Below are 25,112 nucleotides of genomic sequence, written 5' to 3'. Positions count from 1 at the left end.
GAAAAGGGGGGTGGATATGAGGGTATACGCACTGTGGTTGTCCTGGTGCCGGAGCTAAATCTGGGTATCACCGTTCTCGCTAACCTGAACTTTACCGTGCTACCCGAGGCAATACGCGCATACATACTTGAGCAATATCTTGGTAAGGCAGACTACGACATGCAGGCTGAAATAAAGAAAAGGATGGTTATGCTAGACAAGCTAACAGCGGTTGGGTCCCCTCCGGATAGTCCCAAACCTCCAAGCCAAGAACTCAGTGCATACTTGGGGAATTATGAGAACCAGCTTTATGGAGCGTTCAAGGTGGTGCAGGAGAAAAAAGATCTGAGAATTGAAGCGGGACCGGGGAAATATCCGGGCAAACTGGAGCACTGGAACCACAACTCTTACATACTCAGATGGCCTTCTATAAACATGGTTGATGAAATAACCTTTGTGACAGGACCCTCGGGAGAAATTGAGGAATTCATTTCCGATGCCTATGGTACTTTCAAGAGGGTTAAAGACCAGTGAGATTGGAAGTTGCGACATTAGTCCCCAATTTTTTTGACTCAACTGTTAAGAGAATAATTGTGAAAGACATATCATTGATGGCTAAGGAAACCGACGAATAAAAACTGTCAATTCGGGACTATGGGCAATTTAAAGTATGGATACTATGAAATCATGAATTGGGCGATTAACCCAATGGGGGAAAATGTTTTTGATGAGAAAAATTTCTCCATTGGCTCGCAATTGTAGATGTTAGATATTTCGTGGAGAGAATTCCTACAATTTCATGAATAGATTTGTCTTCATTAATCCTTTTCAGAATGAAAAGGACTTGAACGGCATTCCAAAAATTGCGTTAAGAAAATCAGGAGCGAAGACGTAGAAAAAATTTGCGGGTTGCGGCTGAATTAAATTTTTTGTTGTTATGTCATCCCCGAAATCAGTAGTCGGGGATCCAGAGGTAAAAGCATGGATTCCCTATTAAGGAATTAGGGAATGACAACAAGGGGACAGCCTAGTCCTGAGCAAGGCCGAAGGATTGCTTCTTTGTACCTGTGCTGAACCATGTCCTGACGATAGGTCAGGATCTATTCAGTATCAAGACAAAGAAGTTAGAAAAAAAATGATATAGGTGAAGAAAATCCTTTTAAAAATTCCGTCCCCGAAATAGCTGGCTTTTACAGAAATGACAATTTTGAAGATTCCCCAATTACTGAGTTAGAGTTTGACACTTTTATTATGTTACTCTGAAATCAACGCTAATACGCCAGTATATGTGAATAGATGATTCTTACCATGCAGGTTTGCGAATTCCGAGTTTCCGAAAAAGCCGATTATTGGTACATCCTCGAGGTAGTGACTTATGTATGCCATGTCGATACCTTTCTGCGCGTAAAGTGATGAGCCCCTTGCACAACAGTTGAAATATAAGCCGAACTTAAAGGGTTTCTCGGGGTTGGTAGAAGATTTAATACGTTCTAGCATTTGTTTAAGGTCCTCACGCGCCATTTGAGGATTCCTGATGGCAAATGTAATTGTCTGTCCATCTCTTACATTCTGGGCGACACATATGATCCCTGTTTCGGGGTCAATTCCCAGGATATTTCTGATTAGATAATCTCTTCCAACTATTTCTCTGCCTTCCGGATCGGGGCTGAATCCGATAAATAAGGTGCGTATAAGATCATTGGGGTTTTCAAGTATTGTTTGTGGGACATGCCCTTTCAAAACCTCGTATGCGGGTTTATTGTCGAGCTCGATTATAATATTGTTTTCACACTTTGTAATAACCAAAGGATCACCTACGGGCTGACAACCCTGGGTAATGCCGATAATATAGTTGAAATCTCCCCTTATCATGGTTCCCGACACCGGCCGTAATCATCTGTTTTAAACTCAAACGGGGATCTTATCATCTGATGTTTCTATATTTTACCCCAAGATATGATACGATTTGGGCTGATCTTGATTACTGGCAGGCCTAATTCTGAAAGATTCATTTGTCTATATTGAATGTACTTTTCGCTAAGGATTCTTAAAGATTCTCGATATTCCTTTCCGCTATCGATTACCTCGGCAGTACCATGAATAATAATAAAACCTATCTCATTCCAGTCCTCATTATATACGTCGACAAGAACAGAAACATTCGGGTTTCCTGTGATATTTCTAATCCTTTTTAGTTCACCTGGGGAAACGCTTTTAGGCTTTTTATCTATCGGGGTGTATAAGTTAGTGCCGTCGTAAGCGTAACATATCGGCAGTACAAGCGGCTTGCCAGACCTGTCGACAGTAGCCATTCTTGCAATTCTTTGTGATTGAATGAAAATATATTCTCTTTCTGTCGGTAAAACACGCGAATTCGTCATCTCAGACCATAAATAGGCTTTAAAAACTTGAATTATTCATGATTTATTTTATAATTTTTCGCTCTAAACATAAAGGGTGAAGGTGTTCATTACTTTCAGAGATATAAAATGGGGCCTACAAAAATATTTAGTGGTACATCAAATGTCCCTCTCGCAGAAGCGGTGTGTAGATATATGGACGTCCCCCTGGGGAAAGCTGAGATAAGAAGGTTTAGCGACGGGGAGGTATTTGTCGAGATCTCTGAAAGTGTTCGTGGCGCGCATGTCTTTGTAATTCAGTCTACATGTCCCCCGGTAAATGAGCATATTATGGAGCTCCTGATTATCACCGATGCCTTGAAGAGGGCTTCGGCACGGGCAATTACAGCCGTTATTCCATACTATGGATATGCAAGACAGGATAGAAAGGTTCAGCCCAGGGCTCCGATCTCAGCAAAACTCATTGCTGATCTAATTGTCAAGGCAGGGGTGAACAGGGTCGTTACTGTTGATCTGCATGCAGGCCAAATTCAAGGATTTTTTGATGTCCCTGTAGATCATCTATATGCTGCTCCGGTCTTCATTAACTATTTACGGAAGAAATTTAATAATGATGGCATAGTGATTGTTTCTCCTGATGCGGGTGGGATGGAGAGGGCAAGGGCATATGCAAACAGACTAGATGCCGGGCTAGCGATGACTGACAAGAGGCGTACCGGCCCAAACGTGGCTAAAATCACATATTTAATTGGAGATGTTACGGGAAAATGTGCAATAATAGTAGATGACCTTGTAGACACGGCCGGAACCGCCGTGCAAGCCGCACAAGTGCTTGTTAGGGAAGGTGCTAAGCAAGTTGCTCTGTGTTGCACCCATGGAGTACTTTCTGGGAAAGCGGTGGAGAAGATCGAAGAATCAGATTTAGTGGAGGCGGTAATAACGGATACTATTGAGCCCAGTGAAGGGGTCAAAGGTTCACAAAAAATAAACGTGTTGAGCATTTCTAGCCTCTTAGGAGAGGCTATAAAAAGAATAACGACTGGAGAATCGATAAGTAGTTTGTTTACTTAATTTTGTAATAAGGAGAATAAGATGGCTCAAAACACATTGATAGTGAAGCAGAGATACAGGCTTGGAAAAGGTGGAGCGAGGCAGGTGAGGAGGGAGGGGAACATACCGTCTATTCTTTATGGAAGAGAGACTGAACCAATTCCGCTAGTTGTAAATCCCAATGATCTGAAGGAAGCGCTGTCGACTGAGGCCGGTGAAAACACATTGCTTGAGATTAAAATCCAAGGTGACGGCGAGGAACTATCAAAGTTGGCACTGCTCAGGGATATACAATTTGATTACCTAACAAATAGACCAATTCACCTCGATTTTCAAGAAGTCCTCATGAAAGAGAAATTACACGTTAAGGTTCCGGTTAAGTTCATTGGAATAGCCAGCGGTGTAAGAAATGAGCATGGGATTCTTGAAGAGATACTAAGGGAAATTGAGATTGAATGTTTTCCTACGGATATACCAAATTTTTTTGAGGTCGATGTCTCAGAGTTGGGATTAGGGGACTCAATACATATTGGAGACTTAAGGATATCAGAAGGCCTTACTGTACTTCATGAGCATGATGATACGGTGGTAACGGTTCTGGCGCCAAAGGTTGAGGAAGAGCCGGTCGTGGAGGTGGTTGGGGTCGAAGTCGCCGAGGGAGCTGAGAAGGCTGAGGCTGAGGAGAAGGGTGTGGAAGAGCGTGAAGAGAAGGAATAGCTTTAAAGATGCTTTTGGTTGTTGGTCTGGGTAATCCTGGTAAAAAATACTCTTTGTCAAGACATAACATCGGATTTATGGTGATTGATGAGATTGCAAAGAGGCGTGAGATTGTTTTAAAGAAAAAGGGATTTAATAGTCTTTATTGTGAAGCAATAATTGACCATAAAAAGATCATCCTTCTTAAGCCCCAGACATTTATGAACGAAAGCGGTAGGGCAGTAAATGGGGCTGTGAATTTTTATAAAATTTCTACGAATCAGGTCATAGTGGTGCAAGATGAGATTGATCTTCCTACAGGAATTATGCAAATTAGGGCAGGTGGTGGAAGCGCAGGTCACAAAGGGATTAGATCAATCATAAGATGCCTGGGCGAATCTGACTTTATAAGGATACGAGTGGGAATTGGTAAACCATCGCAGAAACCCCAGGTCATCAATCACGTCCTATCGGAATTTGGATCTGATGAAAGAGAGGCAATAAAGTTTATGATAGAAAGAGCTGCTGATGCCGTATCGGAAACGATTCTTTACGGCTTGGAAAAGGCTATGAATAAGTTTAATAGAAAAACAGCGGATTTGAGTTTAGGAGGGGGTACTTAACATCAATAATTTTTTAAGAGGAGGATATAACAAATGGGTGAGGTTATAGCAGCCCTTTTTGGTTCAGTTTTTGGCTTATTGGTCTTAGGATATGCCCTCACAGTTTACAGAGAAATAAAATTGCTTCCGGATGGCACTGAAAAGATGAGGGAAATCTCTTCGGCTATCCATCGAGGAGCGATGGCTTTTTTAAAGAGAGAATACAGGATTATTGCGATTTTTGTTATAGTTGTATTTATTCTTGTTTCCTTATTTATAGATTACAGAGCAGGGATTGCTTATTTAGGGGGAGCCATATGTTCGCTAGTGACTGGGTTTTGTGGAATGAAATCTGCGACTAAAGCGAATGTGCGGACAGCTCAGGCCGCAGCGACCGAAGGACAGGGGAAGGCACTAATTGTTGCGTTTAAGGGCGGGAGTGTAATGGGACTTTCTGTTGCGGGGCTCGGTCTTCTTGGGCTTTCTATTGCCTTTGCCCTTGGTATAGGGATCCCTGACAACCCTAGTGATTCATTGGCTCTTACTAGTTTTGTTCAGGAGTTCGCTGGAATCATTGGCGGATTTGCGATGGGGGCAAGCTCTGTTGCACTTTTTGCAAGAATAGGAGGAGGGATTTTTACTAAAGGAGCGGATGTGGGAGCAGATCTGGTAGGTAAGGTTGAGGCGGGAATACCTGAGGATGATCCCAGAAACCCAGCGACGATAGCCGACAATGTCGGAGACAATGTTGGAGATGTCGCAGGTATGGGCGCTGACCTTTTTGAATCATACGTGGGCGCTGTAGTAGCTACTATAGTCATTGCTGCTGGCATGACGGAAAACCAGATCTCTCTTATGTCAATTCCATTGGTGCTGATTACACTGGGGAGTATATCCTCGGTAATTGGTGCGAAAACTGTCGAATGGTTTAAGGATCTCGATCCTCAACTAGTATTAAGGCGTGCAACTTTTTATACAGGTGGGATTTATCTGGGTATATCGCTTATTATTCTTATAATTGTTGGTCTTGTGGATGCAATTGCTTTTAAGCTTATTATGGGAATCTTTGGTGCTGCCGTTCTCGGGCTCGTTTCGGGTGTGGTGATAGGGCTTCTTTCCGAATATTACACATCTGGTTCACCCATAAGGAGGATCGCGGAGGCATCTCAAACTGGAGTTGCAACGAATATCATAGAAGGATTATCTGTGGGGATGATCAGTACAACCCTTCCCGTTATTACAATAGCAATTGCCATAGGGCTTTCCTTTGTTTTCGCGGGCCTATACGGTATTGGAATCGCAGCGGTGAGTATGCTTGCAACGATAGGGATCACTATGTCTGTTGATGCGTATGGTCCCGTCGCTGACAATGCTGGTGGCATAACCGAAATGTCGCATCTCGGCACAGATGTGAGAAAGATTACGGACAGGCTTGATTCACTAGGTAACACGACTGCGGCGATAGGTAAAGGTTTTGCCATAGGCTCCGCGGCTCTCGCGGCTCTAGCCCTATTCGCTGCGTATACAAATGCAGTTGGACTCAGCACTATAGACCTTACAAACAGTAAGGTAGTATCTGGGTTGCTGATAGGTGGAACTATTCCATTTCTCCTCGCAGCTCTTACTATGCGGGCTGTGGGAAGGACCGCACAGAAAATGGTGGAAGAAGTAAGAAGACAGTTCAGGGAAATAACCGGACTGCTGGAGGGGACTGCAAAGCCAGATTACGAAAGGTGCGTTGGAATCAGTACCGACGCGGCACTGAGGGAAATGGTAATTCCAGGGATAACGGCAGTGGTCGCCCCACTCATAATAGGTTTCGTCCTTGGCCCACAGGCACTCGGGGGCTTCTTGGCGGGAGCTGTGGTAACGGGTGTCATGCTCGCTTTGATGATGGCGAATTCAGGCGGTGCATGGGATAATGCAAAGAAATTTATTGAAGAAGGAAACCTTGGTGGTAAGGGCTCTGATGCCCACAAGGCGGCTGTAGTTGGTGACACCGTAGGTGATCCGTTCAAGGACACGTCTGGCCCGGCCATGAACATATTGATTAAGCTAATGTCAATTGTTTCGTTGGTTGTTGCACCTTTATTAATTTAGAAATTTTGTGTCGGGGATAATGTGTTCTAAGCAACTGGGGATAAAACCTTTGACAAATATAATTTTTCAGAACTACGTTAAGAAATGAGTGTAAGCTGTGGTATTGTGGGTCTTCCAAATTCTGGGAAATCTACTATATTTAATGCGTTAACAAATTCCAGGGCGCTGGTCGCCGACTATCCGTTTACTACGATTGAGCCAAATGTTGGAATTGTCAACGTACCTGATGAGAGATTGCAAAGGCTAGCAGAAGTTATTAAACCTCATAAGGTAATCCCAGCTACCTTAAAGTTTATTGACATAGCTGGTCTTGTGAAAGGCGCCAGTAAAGGTGAGGGTTTGGGAAATAAATTTCTCGGCCATATAAGGGAAGTAGATGCATTGCTACATGTTGTGAGATGTTTTGAATCACATGTTTCGCATGTCTTTGAGACAGTTGATCCGAGAAGAGACATAGAAGTGGTAAAGTTGGAGCTCACCCTTGCAGATTTGGAAACTGTAGGGAGGAGAAAGGAAAAACTAGCTAAGATTGTTAAATCCGGAGATAGGGAGGCTCAGGTCGAGCTTAGTTTTCTTCGACGAATAGACGAGCATCTTTCCCGGGGGGGCACGGCCAGTCAATTTGTGGCTACTGGAGAAACTGAGGAGAAGTTGCTCTTTGATCTAAACCTTCTTACAAATAAACCTGTCCTCTATGTAGCAAATCTTGAAGAAAAGAGCGATGATGAATACTTCACCGAGGTCTTAAAGATTATTTCAAAGGGAGAAGATGCAGGAATGATTAAGGTTTTGGGGAAATTGGAACTCGAACTACAAGAGTTGACTGAAGAAGAAATGATGCAATATTTACGGGCGGTCGGTTTCTCCGAATCTGGTTTGTTGAGGCTTGTGAAAGCATCTTATGGGCTGTTGAATCTTGTTACTTTCTATACCACTAATGGCGTTGAGCTTAGGGCTTGGAGCGTGAAGAGTGGAAGTAAGGCACCAAAAGCGGCGGGCAAAATCCATAGCGATTTTGAAAAGGGTTTTATAAAAGCTGAGGTTATTTCATATGGGGATTTTATAAAATGCGGCTCGGATTCCAATGCAAGGGAGTTGGGACTTTTAAGGATCGAGGGGAAGGATTATCAAATTGAAGACGGGGATATGGTATATTTTAGATTTAAGAATTAAACCCGTTACCCTCAGTACGGAATTCTTAGACGTATTTAGGGTCGGTTAGACCAAAACGGAGGTATTTAGAATGCAAAAATCAAGGTATTATGAGACGCTTTATCTAACAAGGCCTGATCTCACAGACGAAGAATTGACTAAAGTGCAGAGCAGGCTAAGTGAGACCATTTCAAAGCATGATGGAGAAATAATAAGATCTGAGAAGTGGAAAGAGAGGGATCTTGCCTATAGAATCGGGGACTATAAAAAAGGGATTTACTATTTGTTAATATATAGGTCATTACCTAATGCAGTAAATGAAATGGAAAAAAATCTAAGGTTTTTCAATATAGATGTGTTAAGGTTTATTACCTTAAATATAGATGCGGATGAAGCCCTTAGGGGGGGCGATTCTTCAAAGACAAATAGTGATAACGGGGGTATATAAGAGATGGAAGAAAAAAAGGACAAGAGGTTTTTTACAAAGAAGAAGGTGTGTAAATTCTGTTCAGAGCCGATAAAGATTGACTACAAGGACCATGATCTTCTCTCGAGTTTCATAACTGAAAGAAGAAAGATTGTACCAAGAAGGAGTTCCGGTCTTTGCGCTGGGCATCAAAGGGTACTTGCCTCAGCTATAAAAAGAGCGCGGATAATGGCATTACTTCCGTTTACTGTCCTTCACTAGAATACCGGCTTTTTCTTATGGAATTCAAAACTTTGAAACCCAATTTAGGAGGGGGCTTTCATGAAGGTGATATTGATATCCGATGAAGGAGATTTCGGGAAGAAAGGAGAAATAAGGGAGGTGAAAAGCGGTTTTGCAAGGAATTTTTTGATTCCCCGGAAAATCGCCATAGAAGCTACACCTGGTAATTTGAAAACGTGGGAGCAGCAGATAGGTTCCTTGAAGAAAAGAGAGGCAAAGTTAGTGCAGGAGGTGAAAACACTTGCTTCAAGACTCACGGGAGTTATTTGCACGATTCCAATGAAAGTTGGTGATGAAGAGCGAATCTTTGGTTCGGTAACCACTCAGACCATTTCTGATTCGCTCTCAAGTCAGGGTTTCGATATTTCAAAAAAGGACATTGACCTTGCTTCACCGATTAAAACATTGGGTACGCATGATGTCAGACTGAAACTTCACTCCGATGTATCTGTAATTATAAAGGTCGAAGTTACTAATGCTAATGAAGAGCAAGAATGACTAATGTGTCTTAACGCACCGCAGGTCTTATTGCAAGCCCTGCGGGAATTTCCCCCAATTATCTATTTCCCAAGCTGCTGCATCATTTCTTGAAGGGTAATTTTCTTATAATCATTTGGTGGAACAAATTCCGAATCATTTAAATTTGCTTTTGATACCTTTGTTATTTCTTCTATATATATACCGTCTTCTGATTCATGGTCGACAGTTTTCATCGGGAATCCAGATTCGAACACTTCTTTGTAAACCGTCTGACCCTCTGGATTAAATGCCATACCACCTGCATTTTCACTTATGTCTTTGATTTTCTGAAGGTAATTCGACATTTTCTTAATGTCAATTTCATTATTTAGAACTTCATTACTGGTCCATATTTCCTCGATGAGCTTTCCATCTTCATAAACTTCATACTTTACAGATTTGTATCCGGCTATACTTTCATCTTTACCCGGTTTTTGTAGTTCAAGGTTTTTTGGTTTTGTTGAGCTACCTGGCAAGGACATTCCCTGAGATCTCATCATCTCTTCCATCTGCGCCCTCTTATCGGGTGGAAGCTGAGATAGCTGTTTCTCCATTTCAGACTTCATTTTTGAGGTAATATCTTGAATGAATTTAAAATATTCGTCTGGTTCAGCAGCAACATATCTTTTACCTTGTCTGTCGATCTGAATCATTTCCCCGGTGTTTAAATCGAATATTGCAGCGGCTTGTCCCGTTTCTTCTTCAAACTTAATTTTATTGTCCAAAACCCAGATCTTTCCTTTCTCCATTTTTGAGCTTCCCTTCTTATACCTCACCTGCTCCATTATTATTCCTTCGCCCGAAAGTGCGTTTTCCGCTAAGGTAATACCATTAATTGCTAACCCAAGGGTCAGCAGAAGGATCAATTTAAAATAAATTTTCATTTGCCCTCCCTCCTAACATATTGCATGTATTTGAGATAAAAAAGACTCTTAAACTGACTTTAAAATAACTAATAAATAGATGAATTGCTAGTATTGTGTCTTCTTTAGGGGCGTCGACAGATCGAGTTAACATAACAAACTATTGACGACCACTGTATTTGTGATAGATTAGAATTCAGATAGGATATTCACACTAGGGAGGTAGAAGTCTAATGTCAAAGAATAAGAGCATCTTTGCACCTGTTGGGGAAAAGGAGGTCACAAGGGCTATAGTTGAGGGTTTCGCTGAGGAATTCAAAGAATACATAACCAGCGATGTAATAATTGTTGGTGCTGGACCCAGTGGGCTTGTTGCTGCGAAGGATATTGCAAAGAAGAAATTCAAGGTGCTTATCGTTGAAAGGATGAATTATCTTGGTGGTGGATTCTGGATAGGTGGGTATCTAATGAATAAAGTAACGGTACGGGATCCGGGTCAAACGGTTCTGGATGAAATAGAGGTTCCATATAAAGAGGTTTCAGATGGGCTCTATGTTGCTGACGGTCCATATGCTTGCTCGAAACTCATAGCTACTGCTTGTGAAGCTGGGGCAAGGGTAAGGAATATGACGATGTTCGATGATCTTGTTTTTAGAGAAAATGGTAGGGTGGCAGGTGTTGTTATAAACTGGACTCCTGTTGCAAATATGCCGAAGGAAATAACTTGTCTAGATCCAATTGCCCTTGAGTCAAAACTTGTGATAGATGCGACGGGTCACGATGCTTACCTTGTATCTAGACTCTCACAGCAAGGTCTTTACAAGAAGCTCCCCGGTCACGGATCAATGTGGGTTGAAAAATCGGAAGACGCACTGGTCGAGTACACGGGTGAGGTTTATCCCGGGTTGATTGCATGTGGAATGGCTGTAAATAGTGTTTTCGGACTGCCTAGAATGGGGCCAACATTCGGCGGTATGCTTCTCTCAGGGAAAAAGGCCGCTGATGTTGCTATCAACTTACTTCAAGAACAGGTGAGGGCATGATATATAATATAGGGTCAATCTTTTTTACTACTCACTGTCCGGTTTTTGACAGACATGGTTGATATTATGTCATGATGCTTTTGGCATAATTGACCACCTAGTTGAGCCCTTAGGACCTCTTCCTGCCAGTGAGAGTTGTATAGGCAACATGTTTTATCTTCGCAGAACTCCTTACCACTCACCTCATAGGCAACGGCTTGTAGTGCATAGGAGCCTAAAATCGGTGTCATCTTGGGATCATTGTACTCGATAAATCTTCCCTTAAAGACACTGTCGAGTTCGCCAATATCTCTGCCACTCTGCATAAATCCAGCTTTTAGCCAGTAGTATTCGCTTGGTCTCGCTGGCGCCTCAACCACTCCCGAGGTAGAAATTAAGGTTGGTGTGCCCATAAGTATCACCCTTGCGTGATACCTTCGTTTTTCAAATGTCCCGAAGAGCCTGCTTGTAAAAATTATGTGAATAATTTTGTTTGTAATTTTTCCAGTCAACTTATCGCGAAATAAGTTGAAAAAAATCCGCTGAAGCCAGTATCCGTCATAGAACACGCCCATATAGTCCGCTTCTCCCGTTAGCCTTTTTCGTTCTAAATTGACGTATCGATGATTTGGAAATACGATATCATCATTTGGAACATTTATGTCTCGAATAATAGCCCCCGATATCGTTGTAGCCAACTTCATCACTTCTTCCTCACTCAACTGCAATGATTCAATGAGATTTCCTTTGAAGATTACATCAAGATCAAATTTCTCTAGGCAATGCCTCAGGTCATCGATAGACAGTGAAAGGGATGGGTGGTCAATGTATATGAAGATTTTCATTGCGTAAGATATCACCGGATAAATGGGATTTTTGGAAAGGGATTAAATATTAAGTACTTATCTCGGCTATAACTTCTATTTCGACTGGGGCACCAAGAGGGAGTCCGCAAACGCCAACAGCAGCACGGGCGTGAGTTCCATCTTCTCCAAAGACGAGGTAAAAGAGCTCAGATGCGCCATTGACTATCTTTGCCTGCATATCAAAGTTTGATGCACTGGAAACATACCCTGTGATCTTTAAGATTCGTTTTATCCGATCCAGATCTCCCAGTTCTTTTTTCATAACTGACAATGCGTTCAGTGATGCAATTCTTGAGGCCTGGATGCCGTCTTCAATCGATACTTCTTCTCCGACTCTGCCCTTGTATCTGAGTTCGCCATTTTCTATGGGTAACTGGCCGGATACGAAAATAAGATTTCCCGAAATAACAGCCGATTTGTAAGCACCTAAGGGTCTAGGCACATCAAGAATCTCTATTCCGAGCTCTTTTAATTTCTCCTCAACCTTTATCATGTTGGTCCTCAATCTTAAGAGCAACATATATTGTGTTCGTTGCCCTTCGCACCAGAAGAAGCGCAGTCTGACCTTCTTTAAGAGAATCCACAGACTTTCTGTAATCATCCAAATTTCCGATATATGCTTTATTTATCTCAAGAATTATGTCACCTCCCATCAGCCCGGCTTCGTATCCGATTGAACCAGGATTTACATTGGTAATGATGACCCCTTTGGATTCTTCTATTCCAAATCTCCTCTGTATTTGAGGATTAATTTCTTGAACAATGAGGCCGAGATTCCTTTCAGCATCATTATTTCTTAGGCTTGTGGACACAGCCACTTCTTCAGGGAGTTCACCAAGTGTTAAGTCGACGGTTTTTTCCTTACCATTTCTAATATATGTTAATTTTGATACGGTTCCAGGCTTATTAGTCGCCACCGTCTTTGGTAGATCTGGCATATCCTCTATCCTGTTTCCATCGACTGCTACGATAATATCTCCTCTCTTTATTCCTGCTTTATCCGCAGGCCCGTCAGGAGTTACGTCCGATACTAAAGCACCTTCAGGCTGGTTAAGGTTTAAGCTTTCCGCGATTTCAGGGGTTATCTGCTGAACCAACACCCCCAACCATCCCCTTACTACTTTCCCTTTGTTTTGGAGTTGTTCGACTACATTTCTTGCCATGTCGACGGGAATTGCAAAACCTATGCCCTGACCCCCGGCAATTATTGCTGTGTTTACGCCCACAACCTCGCCATTGAGATTAAAGAGCGGACCTCCACTGTTTCCGGGATTTATTGCAGCATCGGTTTGGATGAAATCATCATATGCTCCGAGTCCAAGCGATCTACCTTTGGCACTTATGATTCCGGCGGTTACCGTATTTCCTAGTCCAAATGGATTCCCTATAGCAACAACCCAATCTCCAATTTCAAGTGTGTTTGATCTACCCAAGGTAACTGCGTTCAATTTGTGCTTCGGCTCGATTTTAACGAGTGCCAGATCAGTCTTTGGGTCCTTCCCAATTATATTTGCCTTATAGCTTTCTCCATCCTCAAGGATTACTTTAATATCATCTGCCTTCTCTACTACGTGATTGTTGGTAATGATATAGCCGTCTTCACTTATGATAAATCCCGAACCAAGGCCCTTTCTTTTGAATTCTCTTTGAGGTAAGTCGCCAAAAAATCTATTGAAAAACTCCTCAAATGGATCATTTCCTCTTTCGCCGAATGGAGATTGGTGCGGTGTCATGCCGAATTTTGTGGTATTGGTCGTGCTAATGTTGACAACCGATGGGCTTAGTCTTTTAACGAGTCCCGATAAAGACCTTAGTTCATTTGTCTGTGCGGTTAGCCTAGTAGTAGCTAATACAAAACAGGTTGAAATAATGGTTAAGAATATTAGAAGCGTAGCAGACTTTCTCATGTTTTTTTACCTCCGGAGATAAAATATAGATTATTTATACTATTAGCACGTGTCAAGATTGGTGATGTCAAGATTGGTGATAAAAGGTATTAATCGATTATACTTGAGTCTAACTCTTTGATTTCTTTATTACTTAAATTGTATGAGTAGTGATATTAATTATAACTGATATATTCTGTTTTTGTTTTCAATTTTATTGATTTATCGTAGCTGATATATATACGAAAATAAACATCTTAGCAACGAGGGTTATGGTAAAATTAACTATCTAATGAGAAGGATCATAAACAATTGGATTCACATTCCTGGATTACACTGCGGTTCTGTCGCTTTAAGAGACGTTATTTCCTACTACGGGTATCAACTTTCAGAGGCTATGTGTTTTGGTCTTGGTTCAGGACTTGGATTTTTTTATACACAATACGAAGATATGAGTCCCACGAGGGCAATTCATCTCAGAGGTCCTGGAATGGAGCCCAATTTTTTCAGTCTAATTGGTAAGCCAACTAAATGGAAACTCGAATCTGATGGAGACAGAGCATCTGAAATCTTAAGGGATTATATAAACGAGGGTATCCCTTTGTTAATTCAAACCGATATATTTCATCTAGCCTATTATAAATCATCTACCCACTTTCCCGGGCATGTCGTCTGCGTGTGGGGTTATGACGATGAATCAAAGAATGTTTTCTTATCTGATACCGGGTTTGAGGGTTTGCAATCTGTTTCTTGTGAAGGGTTAAAAAACGCAAGGTGTTCAAAAGCAAAGCCATACCCATTAAATAACAACTGGATTGAGGTATATCTAGAAAACCCTTTACCAGAGTTATCTGAGATTGTTCCAATAGCAATTTATAACAATGCCAAATCGATGTTAGAAGGCAAGAGATCGCCAAGGGGTATTTCTGGAATTGAGACGATTAGATCTTGGGCAGAAGAGCTTGAGTATTGGGGTGACGCTCAAGACTGGCAATGGTCATCTAGGTTTGCGTATCAGGTGATTGAGAAGAGGGGGACCGGTGGTGGCGGGTTCAGGTGGATTTACAGGGACTTCCTATTAGAGGCCGAAGAAATCATTCCGAATCTTAAGGCTCTCAGGTTGTCAGATAAGATGGATTTGTTGGGACGAAAATGGAGTGATATTTCAGGGGTATTGAAACAGATAAGTGAATGTGAAAGAGACCGTGAGCTATTCAGATTAGCTTCAAATAAAGCCCATGAAATAGCGCGTCTGGAGGAGGTATTCTACACGGAAATTTTAGAAAAGCTAGGTTAATGAATTTTTGTTTTTTATTCGCTTGAAATACGTTTCCTCGACGAATTATTTTGAAATGAAACTGCTTCTTTTTGACATAGATGGAACACTAATTCATGCGGGTGGCGCAGGAATAAGTGCAGTTAATAGAGCTTTTTGTGTTATCTATCACGTTCAAGACGCAATGCAAGGTCTAAAGGCTGATGGAAAAACCGATCCGCTTATTTTAAGGGAGATGTTCAGAAATACACTAAATAGGGAATACTTAGACGGAGAAGCGGCTAGGATTTATAGAAGGTATTTAATTTACCTAGAAGAGGAAATGAAGAAACGAAACCCGATAGCGGTCCCGGATGGAATATTACAAATCCTGGAAGCTGTTTCATTGAGAGATGATTTAAAATTGGGTATTGCGACGGGCAATATTGAAGAAGGGGCATGGTTAAAACTGAGATATTCAGGCTTAGACTCATACTTTAAATTCGGAGCCTTCGGCTCTGATTCAGAAGATAGAGGTGAGATGATACGCATAGCTATGGAAAGGGGGGAGAGGGTTCTCAATAATTGTAGGGGATTTGATCAGGTATTCGTGATGGGTGATACACCATTTGATATTATTCATGGAAAGGCGGCAGGGGCAACCGTATTTGGAGTTGCCACAGGTTCTTATCCATTGAAGGATTTAGAGATATATAATCCGGATTATCTTTTTGAAGATTTAGGTGACGTTGAAACTGCCCTAGAGGTTTTTGTCGGTTAGAATATTATTAACATCAATCTAGCTGGATTATAATCAAAGCGGGCCGATAGCGATCGACCCGCTCACTTTACCACAATTTCTACATCATACCTCCCATACCACCCATTCCTCCCATACCTCCTGGTGGCATGGCACCTGGACCAAGATCATCTTTCTTTTCCGGTTTCTCAGCAACTAGTGCTTCAGTCGTAAGAAGGAGACCTGCAACACTTGCTGCATTCTGGAGCGCATACCTGGTCACTTTTGTGGGATCTACTATTCCCGCCTCCACCAGGTCGCAGAACTCTAGCCTCGCGGCATCAAACCCGCCGGCCCCCTTTTGTTCTTTTACCTTTTCCACCACTATCGACCCGTCCCAGCCAGCGTTGGTCGCAATTCCTCGAAGAGGCTCCTCGAGTATCTTCCTGATAATATTAACCCCCGCCTTCTCCTCTTCATCGGCGGCGTCGAAGCTTTCAACAGCTTTGATCGCTCTAATAAAGGCTACCCCCCCTCCGGGGACTATTCCTTCCTCTACCGCTGCCCTCGTGGCGTTGAGTGCGTCTTCTACCCTAGCTTTCTTTTCCTTCATCTCGGCCTCAGTTGCAGCTCCAACCTTTATCACCGCTACCCCTCCAGCAAGCTTTGCCAGCCTTTCCTGCAGCTTTTCCCTGTCATATTCGCCCGAGGCCTCTTCAATCTGGGCCTTGATCTGCCTGATTCTTCCTTCAATTTCTGCCCTCTTACCCTCGCCGCCTATTATTGTTGTATTGTCTTTGTCAATAACGACTTTTTTCGCCCGTCCAAGATCTTTTGAGGTGGCGTTTTCAAGGGTCATACCGGCTTCTTCGGCGATTACCTTTCCTCCAGTAAGGGTAGCGATATCTTCCAGCATAGCCTTTCTTCTGTCTCCGAAGCCAGGCGCTTTGATCGCCGCGGCCTTAAGTGTTCCTCTGATCTTATTGACAACCAGCGTAGCCAGCGCCTCGCCCTCTACATCCTCTGCCACTATTACGAGTGGTTTGGCACTCCTCGCTATCTCTTCGAGGAGTGGAACCAAGTCTTTCATGTTCGATATTTTCTTATCATGGAGTAGAATTACCGGATCATCAAGCTCCACGAGCATCTTTTCTGGCTCTGTGACGAAATAGGGGCTGAGGTACCCCCTGTCGAATTGCATCCCCTCAACCACTTCAAGGTCTGTTTGCAGAGTCTTCCCTTCTTCAACCGTTATCACACCGTCCTTGCCCACCTTCTCCATCGCATCGGCTATGATGTTCCCTATAGTCTCATCTCCATTGGCCGATACTGTCGCTACCTGTGCTATCTCAGTCCTCCCCTTCACCTGCTTACTCAACTTCCTGATACTCTCTACCACCACCTCCACCGCCTTATCTATGCCCCTCTTTAACTTCATGGGATCATGTCCCGCTGCCACAAGCTTTATCCCCTCTCTGAATATTCCCTGTGCGAGCACCGTTGCAGTGGTAGTTCCGTCTCCAGCGACATCGCTCGTCTTGGATGCCACTTCCTTTACCATCTGTGCGCCCATGTTTTCGAACCTATCATCAAGCTCAATTTCCTTTGCCACGGTCACACCGTCTTTGGTGACCACCGGGGCTCCAAATGTCTTCTCTATCAAGACATTTCTTCCCCTCGGTCCCAGTGTGGCCTTTACAGCACTGGCAAGTGTATTTACTCCGATTAAAACAGCTGACTGAGCCTCTCGGCCAAATTTTATCTCCTTTGCAGCCATTAGAACTTACCTCCTTAGATTCTTGTTTTGAAATTTTTAAGATTCGACGATTGCTAAGATGTCTTCTTCCCGAAGAATTAAGTAATCCTCACCCTCAATATTTATGTCGGTACCGCCATATTTACTGAAAAGCACCTTATCCCCAACTTTGACGTCAAGGGGTCGTATTGAACCGTCTTCGAGTAGCTTTCCCTTTCCCAGTGCCTTTATTTCTCCTTCTTGGGGTTTTTCTTTTGCGGAATCTGGAATTATAATGCCACCCTTGGTCTTTTCTACGGTCTCCAGTCTCTTAACAAGAATTCTGTCGTAGAGCGGTTTTACTTTCATATAACCTCCTCCTTAGTTTATGGATCTTGAAACAGGAATTTAGCACTTTAGACCGATTAGTGCTAAAAATAAACATAAAGATAATCATCTAAGAATCTTTGTCAAGTGTGAGTGGGACCTTAGCGGACGCTCTAAACATGCACCCGGATTCTTCTTCGTTTGAGGATGAACATTGTGAAATGGGATATTCTTTCCAGTTACTATTTTTCTATTGGTTAAGTGACAGCTCGAATCTTTAAAGGAGGGGTATTTTCTATTTTCTTACTATCTTAGATATACCTTGATTGGTTTTCGCAAACCTCGATGCTTGTATGTTTACAAAATTGATCGTAACCTTATTTCAAGCAATAAAAAAATAATCATTGATTTTTAAATAATAATGTGTAAAGCTTGAGAATGAAACTTAAAGTAATTGACTAAACTTTTAGAAACAATATCATCAGTTTTAATGGTGATATTTTATGATAGCGAGAAATTTGATTTAGATTAGCATCTTGAACATATTTTAATTCTTAATGAATGGATTATCAGAGTGAGTGGTTTTGTCGTGTATAATAGTTTAAAATTTAACGAGTCAAACCTGGAATGACCATATTGATGCGCGAACTCAGGTTCGATCCAATTAGAAATAGATGGGTAATAATTTCGACTGAAAGGGCTAGAAGGCCAAGTGACTATCTGATGAATGAGGACCATCTTAATAGGGCTGAAAACGCGGTAGTTTCCTGTCCGTTTTGTGAAGGATCAGAAGGTAAAACACCCCCTGAGGTTTTTGCGATACGAGAGCCGGGATCAGAACCAAACTCGCCTGGCTGGCAGGTTAGGGTTGTTCCAAATAAGTACCCTGCGCTCCATGTTGAGGATAATGCGCATAGATATGCGACTGGAATATTTGACGTTGTTAGTGGGGCTGGTGCACATGAGGTTATCATTGAGTCTCCGAATCACGATATCGGATTGGCGGATCTTGATGTTGAAAGGGTAAAGGATGTACTCTTAGCATTTAGGGAGAGAATAAAAGACTTATTTAGGGATCCAAGACTCCGCTATGTGTTGATATTTAAAAATCACAAGGCACAAGCAGGAGGCTCTATCATGCATACACACTCACAATTAATTGCCACTCCTATGGTTCCCCCTATAGTGAAACAAGAGCTGACGGCAAGCAGGGAGCATTATAGGGAAAAGGAACGATGTCTGGTTTGCGATTTAATAAAACAAGAGCTTGATTATAATAGAAGAATAGTTTTTGAATCAGCTAACTATATTATTTGGGCTCCGTTTGCTTCAAGTTTCCCATTTGAGACTTGGATAGTACCAAAAAAGCATCTCCATAATTATTCTATTATGGATGATCATGAGCTGATGAACCTGGCGTACGTTCTGAAGCTGAACCTACTATCTGTTAAAAATCTTTTGAATGATCCCCCCTATAACTTTGTGATACATACCTCGCCGAGCAGATTCATGCGTCCAGGTCATCCAGAGCACTGGGATTCGATCGAGTACGATTTTCATTGGCATTTAGAGATTATCCCACGTCTCACAACCATTGCTGGATTTGAGTGGGGTGCTGGATTATTCATCAATCCGACTTCACCGGAGGCAGCTGCAGATTATTTGCGAGAGGAAATAGAAGTTCGCGCATATAAAGATTTGGATAAAAAGAAGATCTCTTGACATATAAAGTAATTAGCTTTATTTTTGATATGAAATTTAATAGCGCTACTTAAATGATTATATCACTATTTAAGAAACATACCTGGGCTATAAATCTGTTCCTTGTTGCAGTGCTTGCTTATATTCTTGCACAGATTGTAATCGACAATATAAAGGGGAAAATGCCTGCCCTCCCTCATGAGGCTGTGGCTTCATCTAAGAGCGTGAGGGTAGAAAATTATGTGAGTCCAAATAAAGACCTGGCTTCACGAAAATCTTACGACATAATACTCAAGCGTAACATATTTGGTCTTAAGAATACATCATCGGCTAATTCATCAGGCATTGAGAACGTTCCACAAACCACGCTAAACCTTGAGCTTCTAGGCACAGTTATCAACCCGAGTAAAAGTTCGGTTGCTGTGATTAAAAATGTTGATTCGGGCAGGGTAAATGGTTATAAGTTGGATGAATTGATCGATATAATACAATCGGAAAAGGTGAAGGTAATTCGGATTGAAAATTGCGTTGCAGTATTGGAGCGCATCGGCGAAGGGCCTGAAACTATAAAATGTAAAAAGGATATAAGTGACGGCTCGTCTTCTAGTCAAGTAGCTTCGAGGACCACGCTTAATAGCGGATCCAAGGAAGCTCGAACAACCAAAGGCTATGGTAAAGGTCTCGGTGAAAACGCTGATGGGATAAACCAGATCGACGAGGGAGTTTATGAGATTGACAGAAAGATGATGGACGAGCTTTTAAGCAATCCAAATGATATCTTGACTAAGGCTCGGGTCGTTCCACATGACGATGGGCTGCGGTTTTTTGCCATAAGACCGAATAGTATTTTTTCCAAGATAGGGATCAGGAACGGCGATACAGTTCATAGCATAAATGACGTGGGGCTGGACAACGTTGAAAATGCATTCAGCTTGTTTGAGGACCTAAAGGGGCAGAGCAAATTTAGTATTGATTTAACAAGGCGTGGGAAAAGACTTACATATGAATATACAGTAAAATGAGAAATTTTGATCATTTAATCAGTAGATGAAATCTATATCCAACAGATGTGTTTTTTGCTAAGGTGAACGAATGATTCAGGATTTAGAAGTCGGCGGTCAGAACAGTTTTGAATAATTAGAGAGGGCATTCCATGATTAAATTTCTCCAATTGGTCTTATTTTTCATTACCACCATCTCTGGCGTCTACGTGGCTCATTTGGAGGAGTTGGTGGTAAATAGTGATATGGGCAACGTAATTTCTTCAGGTCTAAGAGGGAATGAGAAGCGAGAAAAGGCATCGCTAGCTCAGACTGACCCCTCTCCCGAATCACGGGAACAAGGCCCGGAGGGAAAAGAGGTTCATAAAGCTGAATCAACTGCAAGGAAGATAAGGTACCTGGTTAGAGAAGGGGACACCTTAGAGGGGATAGCTAAAAGATTTCAGTTATCGGTCCAGGAAATTTTAGATATAAACGGTTTGGTAGAGAATGCTAACGTAATTCCCGGCCAGTTCTTGATCATCCCACTAAGGGTCAAAAGCCCGAAGGTAGAGGTCGTGCGCGAGGGTGAAGAAGGTGTGGACGGGTCCCAACGTAAAGAAGCGGTTAGCGAAGACCTAGTATCTGAGACCGATGAAGGTGAGCCTAAAACTCAAGGAAGAGGAGGGGAGACTATTACTGAGAGGAAAGAGGGGCGAGGTGTATCAGGAGCAGAACCTGCAGAATCACCAGTTAGTCCCGAGGAAGAAATTGTAAACCTGCAAACGGAAATGGATATAAGAGATTTGATTCAGACGATGAGCGAGATTACGGGGGAGACATTTATCCTGGATGATTCGGTAAAAGGGAAGCAAGTAACGATCATAACACCGCAGGGGGGTTTCAAGAAACAGAACTCACTAAAACTATTTGAAACAATTTTAGATCTAAACGGGTTTTCAATCGTTAAGAAGGATGGCATAAACAAGGTAGTTCAGAAGAGAGATATTAAAACTGAAAGCATTCCTACCGAAGTTGGAGTTTCTGCCGGCGAATCTTCTGAGAGTTTTATAACGAGGCTTGTGCCTTTGAAAAATATTCAGGCCAGCGATATTGCAAACATTCTCAAGCCACTTATTTCTCCAGATGGCGATATTGCTGTATATCCTGACTTGAACACCCTGATTATAGTTGAGACTAGAGCCAATATTAATAGGTTACTCGATATTATTGAAAATCTTGATCTTAAGAAGGAGATTGAGTTTGTAAAAATAGTTAATAGTGATGCGGCCGATGTAGCCGCAAAGCTCGTGGAGATTCTAGGTGGTACTGGCTCCGTCTCAACCACTCGGGCCCCTGCTCAGACGACCTCTCCAGCGGAAAGAGGGACCGCCGCATCAAGGGCTCGGGAGAGGGTGCAAAGCCGGGTTGGTGCAACTCCGCCTTCAGGTCAATCCAATACGGCGGGGTTCAGGGTTATCGTGGATGATAGGACAAACACCCTAATTGTTATCGCCTATCCTGAGGACCTGCCGAAGATAAATTCGATAATTAGAAAACTAGATGTTGAAACGGAGGAACCTGAAGAGGGAATTTACGTTATTCACCTTCTAAACGCGGATGCTGAGCAGGTGGTTGCAGTCATATCTGGTCTAATAGGCGGCGGCGGCGTGAGTACGGGAGGTCAGGCTGTCATTGGGGCTCGTAGGACTGGAGCCGGTACATTTGGGGGTGGTACATTTGGGGGTGGCGCTTTTGGGCAAACAGTAACCGGAAGGGGAGCTGTCGGACAAACTTATGCCGGGCAAGCTGGAGGACAACGAATCAGAGGAGGGGAAACTACAGGAGCAGCTACTTCCACTGTTAGTGTGGTGGGGGAGGAGGGTTTGAGAGTAACCGCTGACACCGCTACAAATTCTGTAATTATTGTAAGTACTCGTAAGGAATTTGAGGCGTTAAGACGCGTTATAGAAGAGTTGGATGTCAGACGAAGGCAGGTTTATGTAGAAGCTGCCATTCTTGAGGTGAGTCTAAGTAATATCACAGCCTTAGGTACAAATTTGAGTATAGGCTTTACATTCAATAACGGTAACGATCTAGGGTTTGGCGGGACAATACTGCCTGGGGTTCCAAGCCTTCTTGGTTTGGCTGCGGACCCAGCGGCTTCTCTTAATCTAACCAACAGCTTGTCCGGGCTTTTTTTGGGTGTTTTAGGCGAAGAGGTTGATCCCGATGGTTCAGGACCTATACCCCCTATACCATCCTTTAGTGCTCTGTTCCAGGCACTCACATCTTTGACTGACGTTAATGTTCTATCCACTCCTAGCATTATTACAACAGATAATGAAGAGGCAGAAATAGTCGTTGCCGATGTGATTCCATTTCCTACCGGCAGTGTAGTTGGCGACGCTGGTGTCACTGTTCAGACAATTGACAGGCAGCCTGTAGGCATAAGGCTGGCCATTACTCCTCAAATCAGTGAAGGCGATTATCTAAATTTGAACATTTATACAGAGGTATCGGCTATAGCTCCAACACCAGCAGACCTTAATACGGCTGAATTCGGTATCGCTACAAATACGAGGACGGCTGATTCATCAGTAGTTGTGAAAAATGGTCAGACAATCGTAATCGGAGGATTAGTACAGGACAGGGAAAGTTCAATTCAAAATAAGGTTCCTCTTCTGGGTAATATACCCATACTTGGTAATTTATTTAAGTTTAAGAGATATGAGAGAAACAAGATAAATCTTATGATACTTCTTACCCCTAGAATCGTAGAGAATGAAGAAGACATGCAGCAGATCCTGGAACAGAGACAGAGGAGGAATATGCTTATTCAGCAAAGGGGATTTGAGAAACAGGAGGTCTATTGAAGAAGTGAGGAGTCTTGAAGAGATTATCGTAGAGAAAAACCCAGAGGCAAGCGTTAGGATAGAAGAGCTGACATCGAATAATGGAGAACGGTTTGAGGACGCGGTGCTAAAATCGAATCTTCTAAAAGATGAAGACATGCTGGAGGTCTTCTCCGAGTTCTATGAAATACCACATATCATGAAAATGTCCGAACGAGATATCGACCCTGAGCTTGTAAAGCTCTTGCCTATAAGCTTCGCGAAAAGATATAAGCTTATTCCACTAAGAAAAGAAGGTGAAAGGGTTGTTGTGGTTGTTGCACCACCTTTGGATTTATACGTTCTAGATGAGGTGAAGTCTCTATTCGGTTGTGAAATCGAACCTCATCTTGCATTGAGCCATGTAGTTATGGATAACATAAACAAGGTCTATGAACGCGATAAGGAAATGACAGGTGACATGGTACACCACGAGTCGATGGGGATTCCGGAATCCGAACTACAAGAACCGAAGGATCTACTCGAAGCAGATGATGAAGCGCCAATAATTAGATTTGTAAACTCACTACTATTTCAGGCAGTAAAGGAGAAGGCGAGCGATATTCATATAGAGTGCTTTGAAAAAGAGGTGGTCGTACGGTTCAGAAAGGATGGGATGCTCCATAAGGTTACAAGGGTTGCCAAAAAGCTTCAATCTTCCGTTATATCCAGGGTAAAGATTATGGCAGAGCTCGATATTGCTGAGAAGAGGAAGCCTCAGGATGGCAGGATTCGCGTTAAAGTTGCTGGACGAGATGTGGATGTCAGGATCTCTACCGTACCTACTTCTCACGGTGAGAGCATTGTGATGAGGCTACTCGATCGATCATCGGTTCTTCTCAGTTTAGAGGATCTTGGTCTATTTGGTAAAAAGCTTGAGACTATTAATTCACTTATTCATCGCCCCCATGGAATAATTCTTGTGACAGGCCCAACTGGTGGAGGGAAAACGACTACCCTCTATGCTGCTCTTGAGAGAATAAATTCTCCTGATAAAAAAATAATCACTATTGAGGATCCAGTTGAGTATCAAATATTGGGAATAAACCAGATACAGGTCAATCCTAAAGTAAATTTGACCTTTGCCAATGGACTGAGGTCCATTCTCCGTCAGGACCCGGACATAGTATTGGTGGGAGAGATACGGGATAGAGATACTGCGGACATAGCCATACACGCTTCGCTAACGGGGCACCTGGTTTTTTCTACTCTACACACTAATGACTCTGCCAGTGCAATTACCAGGTTGATCGATATGGGTATTGAGCCATTCCTAGTAGCATCATCTCTCATTGCAGTGGTAGCCCAAAGGCTTGTACGAATACTATGTCGTAAATGCAGGGAGCCCTATACACCGATAGGTGACGAACTCATCAGGATTGGAATCGATAGGAGTGAGGTACCTGAATCAGGTCTATATAGGGCGAGGGGATGCAGCGAGTGTCTGGGTACTGGATATGCTGGCAGGAGTGGAATATTTGAAATTCTTGTTATTGATGACGACCTCAGGAATCTTACCCTAAGCACGGTGGATTCTACCACCATTAAGAGGAAAGCCGTTGAGCATGGTATGACAACACTGAGGATGGATGGCGCGGAAAAGGTTCTTAAAGGACAAACTTCGATAGATGAAGTTATGCGTGTTGCAGAAGAAAGCGATAATCATTGATACGAAAT

24 protein-coding genes are annotated in these 25,112 nt (G+C 42.7%); 16 read left to right on the top strand and 8 right to left on the bottom strand.

Going from position 1 to position 25,112, the window contains the following annotated elements; genetic code table 11:
* The coding region (locus VGA95_06130) for a DUF3471 domain-containing protein (protein ID HEX9666124.1) at positions 1-513 on the top strand (513 nt) is incomplete at its 5' end.
* A gap of 720 nt (positions 514-1,233) precedes the next feature.
* Here the strand turns inward: VGA95_06130 and VGA95_06125 are convergent.
* Positions 1,234-1,851 carry an FIST C-terminal domain-containing protein gene (locus VGA95_06125; protein HEX9666123.1) on the bottom strand — a complete coding sequence of 206 codons (618 nt, stop codon included), beginning with the start codon at positions 1,849-1,851 and terminating at the stop codon, positions 1,234-1,236.
* 65 nt (positions 1,852-1,916) lie between these two features.
* A complete protein-coding gene (locus tag VGA95_06120; protein ID HEX9666122.1) occupies positions 1,917-2,360 on the bottom strand; it encodes a TIGR03668 family PPOX class F420-dependent oxidoreductase in 444 nt (147 codons plus the stop codon).
* A gap of 108 nt (positions 2,361-2,468) precedes the next feature.
* Here VGA95_06120 and VGA95_06115 point away from each other — a divergent pair, with 108 nt between their 5' ends.
* The 8 genes from VGA95_06115 to rplI all read left to right on the top strand — a co-directional run bounded on the left by VGA95_06115 (position 2,469) and on the right by rplI (position 9,146).
* A complete protein-coding gene (locus VGA95_06115) occupies positions 2,469-3,410 on the top strand; it encodes a ribose-phosphate pyrophosphokinase (GenBank protein ID HEX9666121.1) in 942 nt (313 codons plus the stop codon).
* Between the two features lie 21 nt (positions 3,411-3,431).
* A complete protein-coding gene (locus tag VGA95_06110) occupies positions 3,432-4,106 on the top strand; it encodes a 50S ribosomal protein L25 (GenBank protein ID HEX9666120.1) in 675 nt (224 codons plus the stop codon).
* Positions 4,107-4,114: 8 nt separating this feature from the next.
* Positions 4,115-4,708, top strand: coding sequence for an aminoacyl-tRNA hydrolase (gene pth, locus VGA95_06105; GenBank protein ID HEX9666119.1), 594 nt, complete (start codon positions 4,115-4,117; stop codon positions 4,706-4,708).
* A 33-nt stretch (positions 4,709-4,741) separates the two neighbouring features.
* Entirely contained in the window at positions 4,742-6,787 is a 2,046-nt protein-coding gene (locus tag VGA95_06100; protein ID HEX9666118.1) for a sodium-translocating pyrophosphatase, read from the top strand.
* A gap of 84 nt (positions 6,788-6,871) precedes the next feature.
* Positions 6,872-7,960 carry a redox-regulated ATPase YchF gene (ychF, locus tag VGA95_06095; protein ID HEX9666117.1) on the top strand — a complete coding sequence of 363 codons (1,089 nt, stop codon included), beginning with the start codon at positions 6,872-6,874 and terminating at the stop codon, positions 7,958-7,960.
* Between the two features lie 70 nt (positions 7,961-8,030).
* The gene (gene rpsF, locus VGA95_06090) at positions 8,031-8,387 is read left to right on the top strand and encodes a 30S ribosomal protein S6 (protein HEX9666116.1); all 357 of its coding nucleotides are present in this window, start codon (positions 8,031-8,033) and stop codon (positions 8,385-8,387) included.
* A 3-nt stretch (positions 8,388-8,390) separates the two neighbouring features.
* A complete protein-coding gene (gene rpsR / locus VGA95_06085) occupies positions 8,391-8,627 on the top strand; it encodes a 30S ribosomal protein S18 (GenBank protein ID HEX9666115.1) in 237 nt (78 codons plus the stop codon).
* A 60-nt stretch (positions 8,628-8,687) separates the two neighbouring features.
* Entirely contained in the window at positions 8,688-9,146 is a 459-nt protein-coding gene (gene rplI / locus VGA95_06080) for a 50S ribosomal protein L9 (GenBank protein HEX9666114.1), read from the top strand.
* A gap of 62 nt (positions 9,147-9,208) precedes the next feature.
* On the opposite strand, the gene VGA95_06075 is transcribed toward rplI, so the two are convergent.
* Complete coding sequence (locus VGA95_06075; GenBank protein HEX9666113.1) at positions 9,209-10,051, bottom strand: DUF4412 domain-containing protein; 843 nt, start codon at positions 10,049-10,051, stop codon at positions 9,209-9,211.
* Positions 10,052-10,263: 212 nt separating this feature from the next.
* Between VGA95_06075 and VGA95_06070 the strand changes: the two genes are divergently transcribed.
* Positions 10,264-11,073 carry a sulfide-dependent adenosine diphosphate thiazole synthase gene (locus VGA95_06070; protein ID HEX9666112.1) on the top strand — a complete coding sequence of 270 codons (810 nt, stop codon included), beginning with the start codon at positions 10,264-10,266 and terminating at the stop codon, positions 11,071-11,073.
* A 14-nt stretch (positions 11,074-11,087) separates the two neighbouring features.
* Here VGA95_06070 and VGA95_06065 read toward each other — a convergent pair whose 3' ends face one another.
* From VGA95_06065 to VGA95_06055, 3 genes are read right to left on the bottom strand one after another with little or no spacing between them, the layout of a single operon-like run.
* On the bottom strand, positions 11,088-11,897 hold the full coding sequence (locus VGA95_06065; GenBank protein HEX9666111.1) for a DUF6775 family putative metallopeptidase: 810 nt from the start codon (positions 11,895-11,897) through the stop codon (positions 11,088-11,090).
* A 49-nt stretch (positions 11,898-11,946) separates the two neighbouring features.
* On the bottom strand, positions 11,947-12,411 hold the full coding sequence (locus VGA95_06060; protein HEX9666110.1) for a RidA family protein: 465 nt from the start codon (positions 12,409-12,411) through the stop codon (positions 11,947-11,949).
* A complete protein-coding gene (locus tag VGA95_06055) occupies positions 12,398-13,825 on the bottom strand; it encodes a DegQ family serine endoprotease (protein HEX9666109.1) in 1,428 nt (475 codons plus the stop codon). The genes VGA95_06060 and VGA95_06055 overlap by 14 nt, the downstream gene beginning before the upstream one ends.
* Positions 13,826-14,096: 271 nt before the next feature.
* Here VGA95_06055 and VGA95_06050 point away from each other — a divergent pair, with 271 nt between their 5' ends.
* Both VGA95_06050 and VGA95_06045 read left to right on the top strand, forming a co-directional pair.
* A complete protein-coding gene (locus tag VGA95_06050) occupies positions 14,097-15,101 on the top strand; it encodes a BtrH N-terminal domain-containing protein (protein ID HEX9666108.1) in 1,005 nt (334 codons plus the stop codon).
* 55 nt (positions 15,102-15,156) lie between these two features.
* Positions 15,157-15,840, top strand: a complete 684-nt coding sequence (locus VGA95_06045; protein ID HEX9666107.1) for an HAD family hydrolase — start codon at positions 15,157-15,159, stop codon at positions 15,838-15,840.
* A 79-nt stretch (positions 15,841-15,919) separates the two neighbouring features.
* Here the strand turns inward: VGA95_06045 and groL are convergent, their stop codons facing one another.
* Positions 15,920-17,575: a chaperonin GroEL gene (groL, locus tag VGA95_06040; GenBank protein HEX9666106.1), complete on the bottom strand. Its 1,656-nt coding sequence runs from the start codon at positions 17,573-17,575 to the stop codon at positions 15,920-15,922.
* Between the two features lie 36 nt (positions 17,576-17,611).
* Entirely contained in the window at positions 17,612-17,902 is a 291-nt protein-coding gene (gene groES, locus VGA95_06035; protein HEX9666105.1) for a co-chaperone GroES, read from the bottom strand.
* Positions 17,903-18,499: 597 nt separating this feature from the next.
* Here groES and galT point away from each other — a divergent pair.
* The 4 genes from galT (at position 18,500) to gspE (ending at position 25,104) form a co-directional block, all read left to right on the top strand.
* On the top strand, positions 18,500-19,582 hold the full coding sequence (gene galT, locus VGA95_06030; protein HEX9666104.1) for a galactose-1-phosphate uridylyltransferase: 1,083 nt from the start codon (positions 18,500-18,502) through the stop codon (positions 19,580-19,582).
* A gap of 53 nt (positions 19,583-19,635) precedes the next feature.
* Complete coding sequence (gene gspC / locus VGA95_06025; GenBank protein ID HEX9666103.1) at positions 19,636-20,583, top strand: type II secretion system protein GspC; 948 nt, start codon at positions 19,636-19,638, stop codon at positions 20,581-20,583.
* Positions 20,584-20,714: 131 nt separating this feature from the next.
* Positions 20,715-23,417 (top strand): type II secretion system secretin GspD, encoded by a 2,703-nt coding sequence (gspD, locus tag VGA95_06020; GenBank protein HEX9666102.1) that lies wholly within the window; start codon positions 20,715-20,717, stop codon positions 23,415-23,417.
* Complete coding sequence (gene gspE, locus VGA95_06015) at positions 23,395-25,104, top strand: type II secretion system ATPase GspE (GenBank protein ID HEX9666101.1); 1,710 nt, start codon at positions 23,395-23,397, stop codon at positions 25,102-25,104. The genes gspD and gspE overlap by 23 nt, the downstream gene beginning before the upstream one ends.
* Positions 25,105-25,112: the final 8 nt, after the last annotated feature.

Source organism: Thermodesulfobacteriota bacterium (assembly GCA_036397855.1).
Taxonomy (GTDB): Bacteria; Desulfobacterota_D; UBA1144; order Nemesobacterales; family CSP1-2; genus DASWID01.
This window is presented reverse-complemented; position numbering and strand designations above follow the sequence as displayed.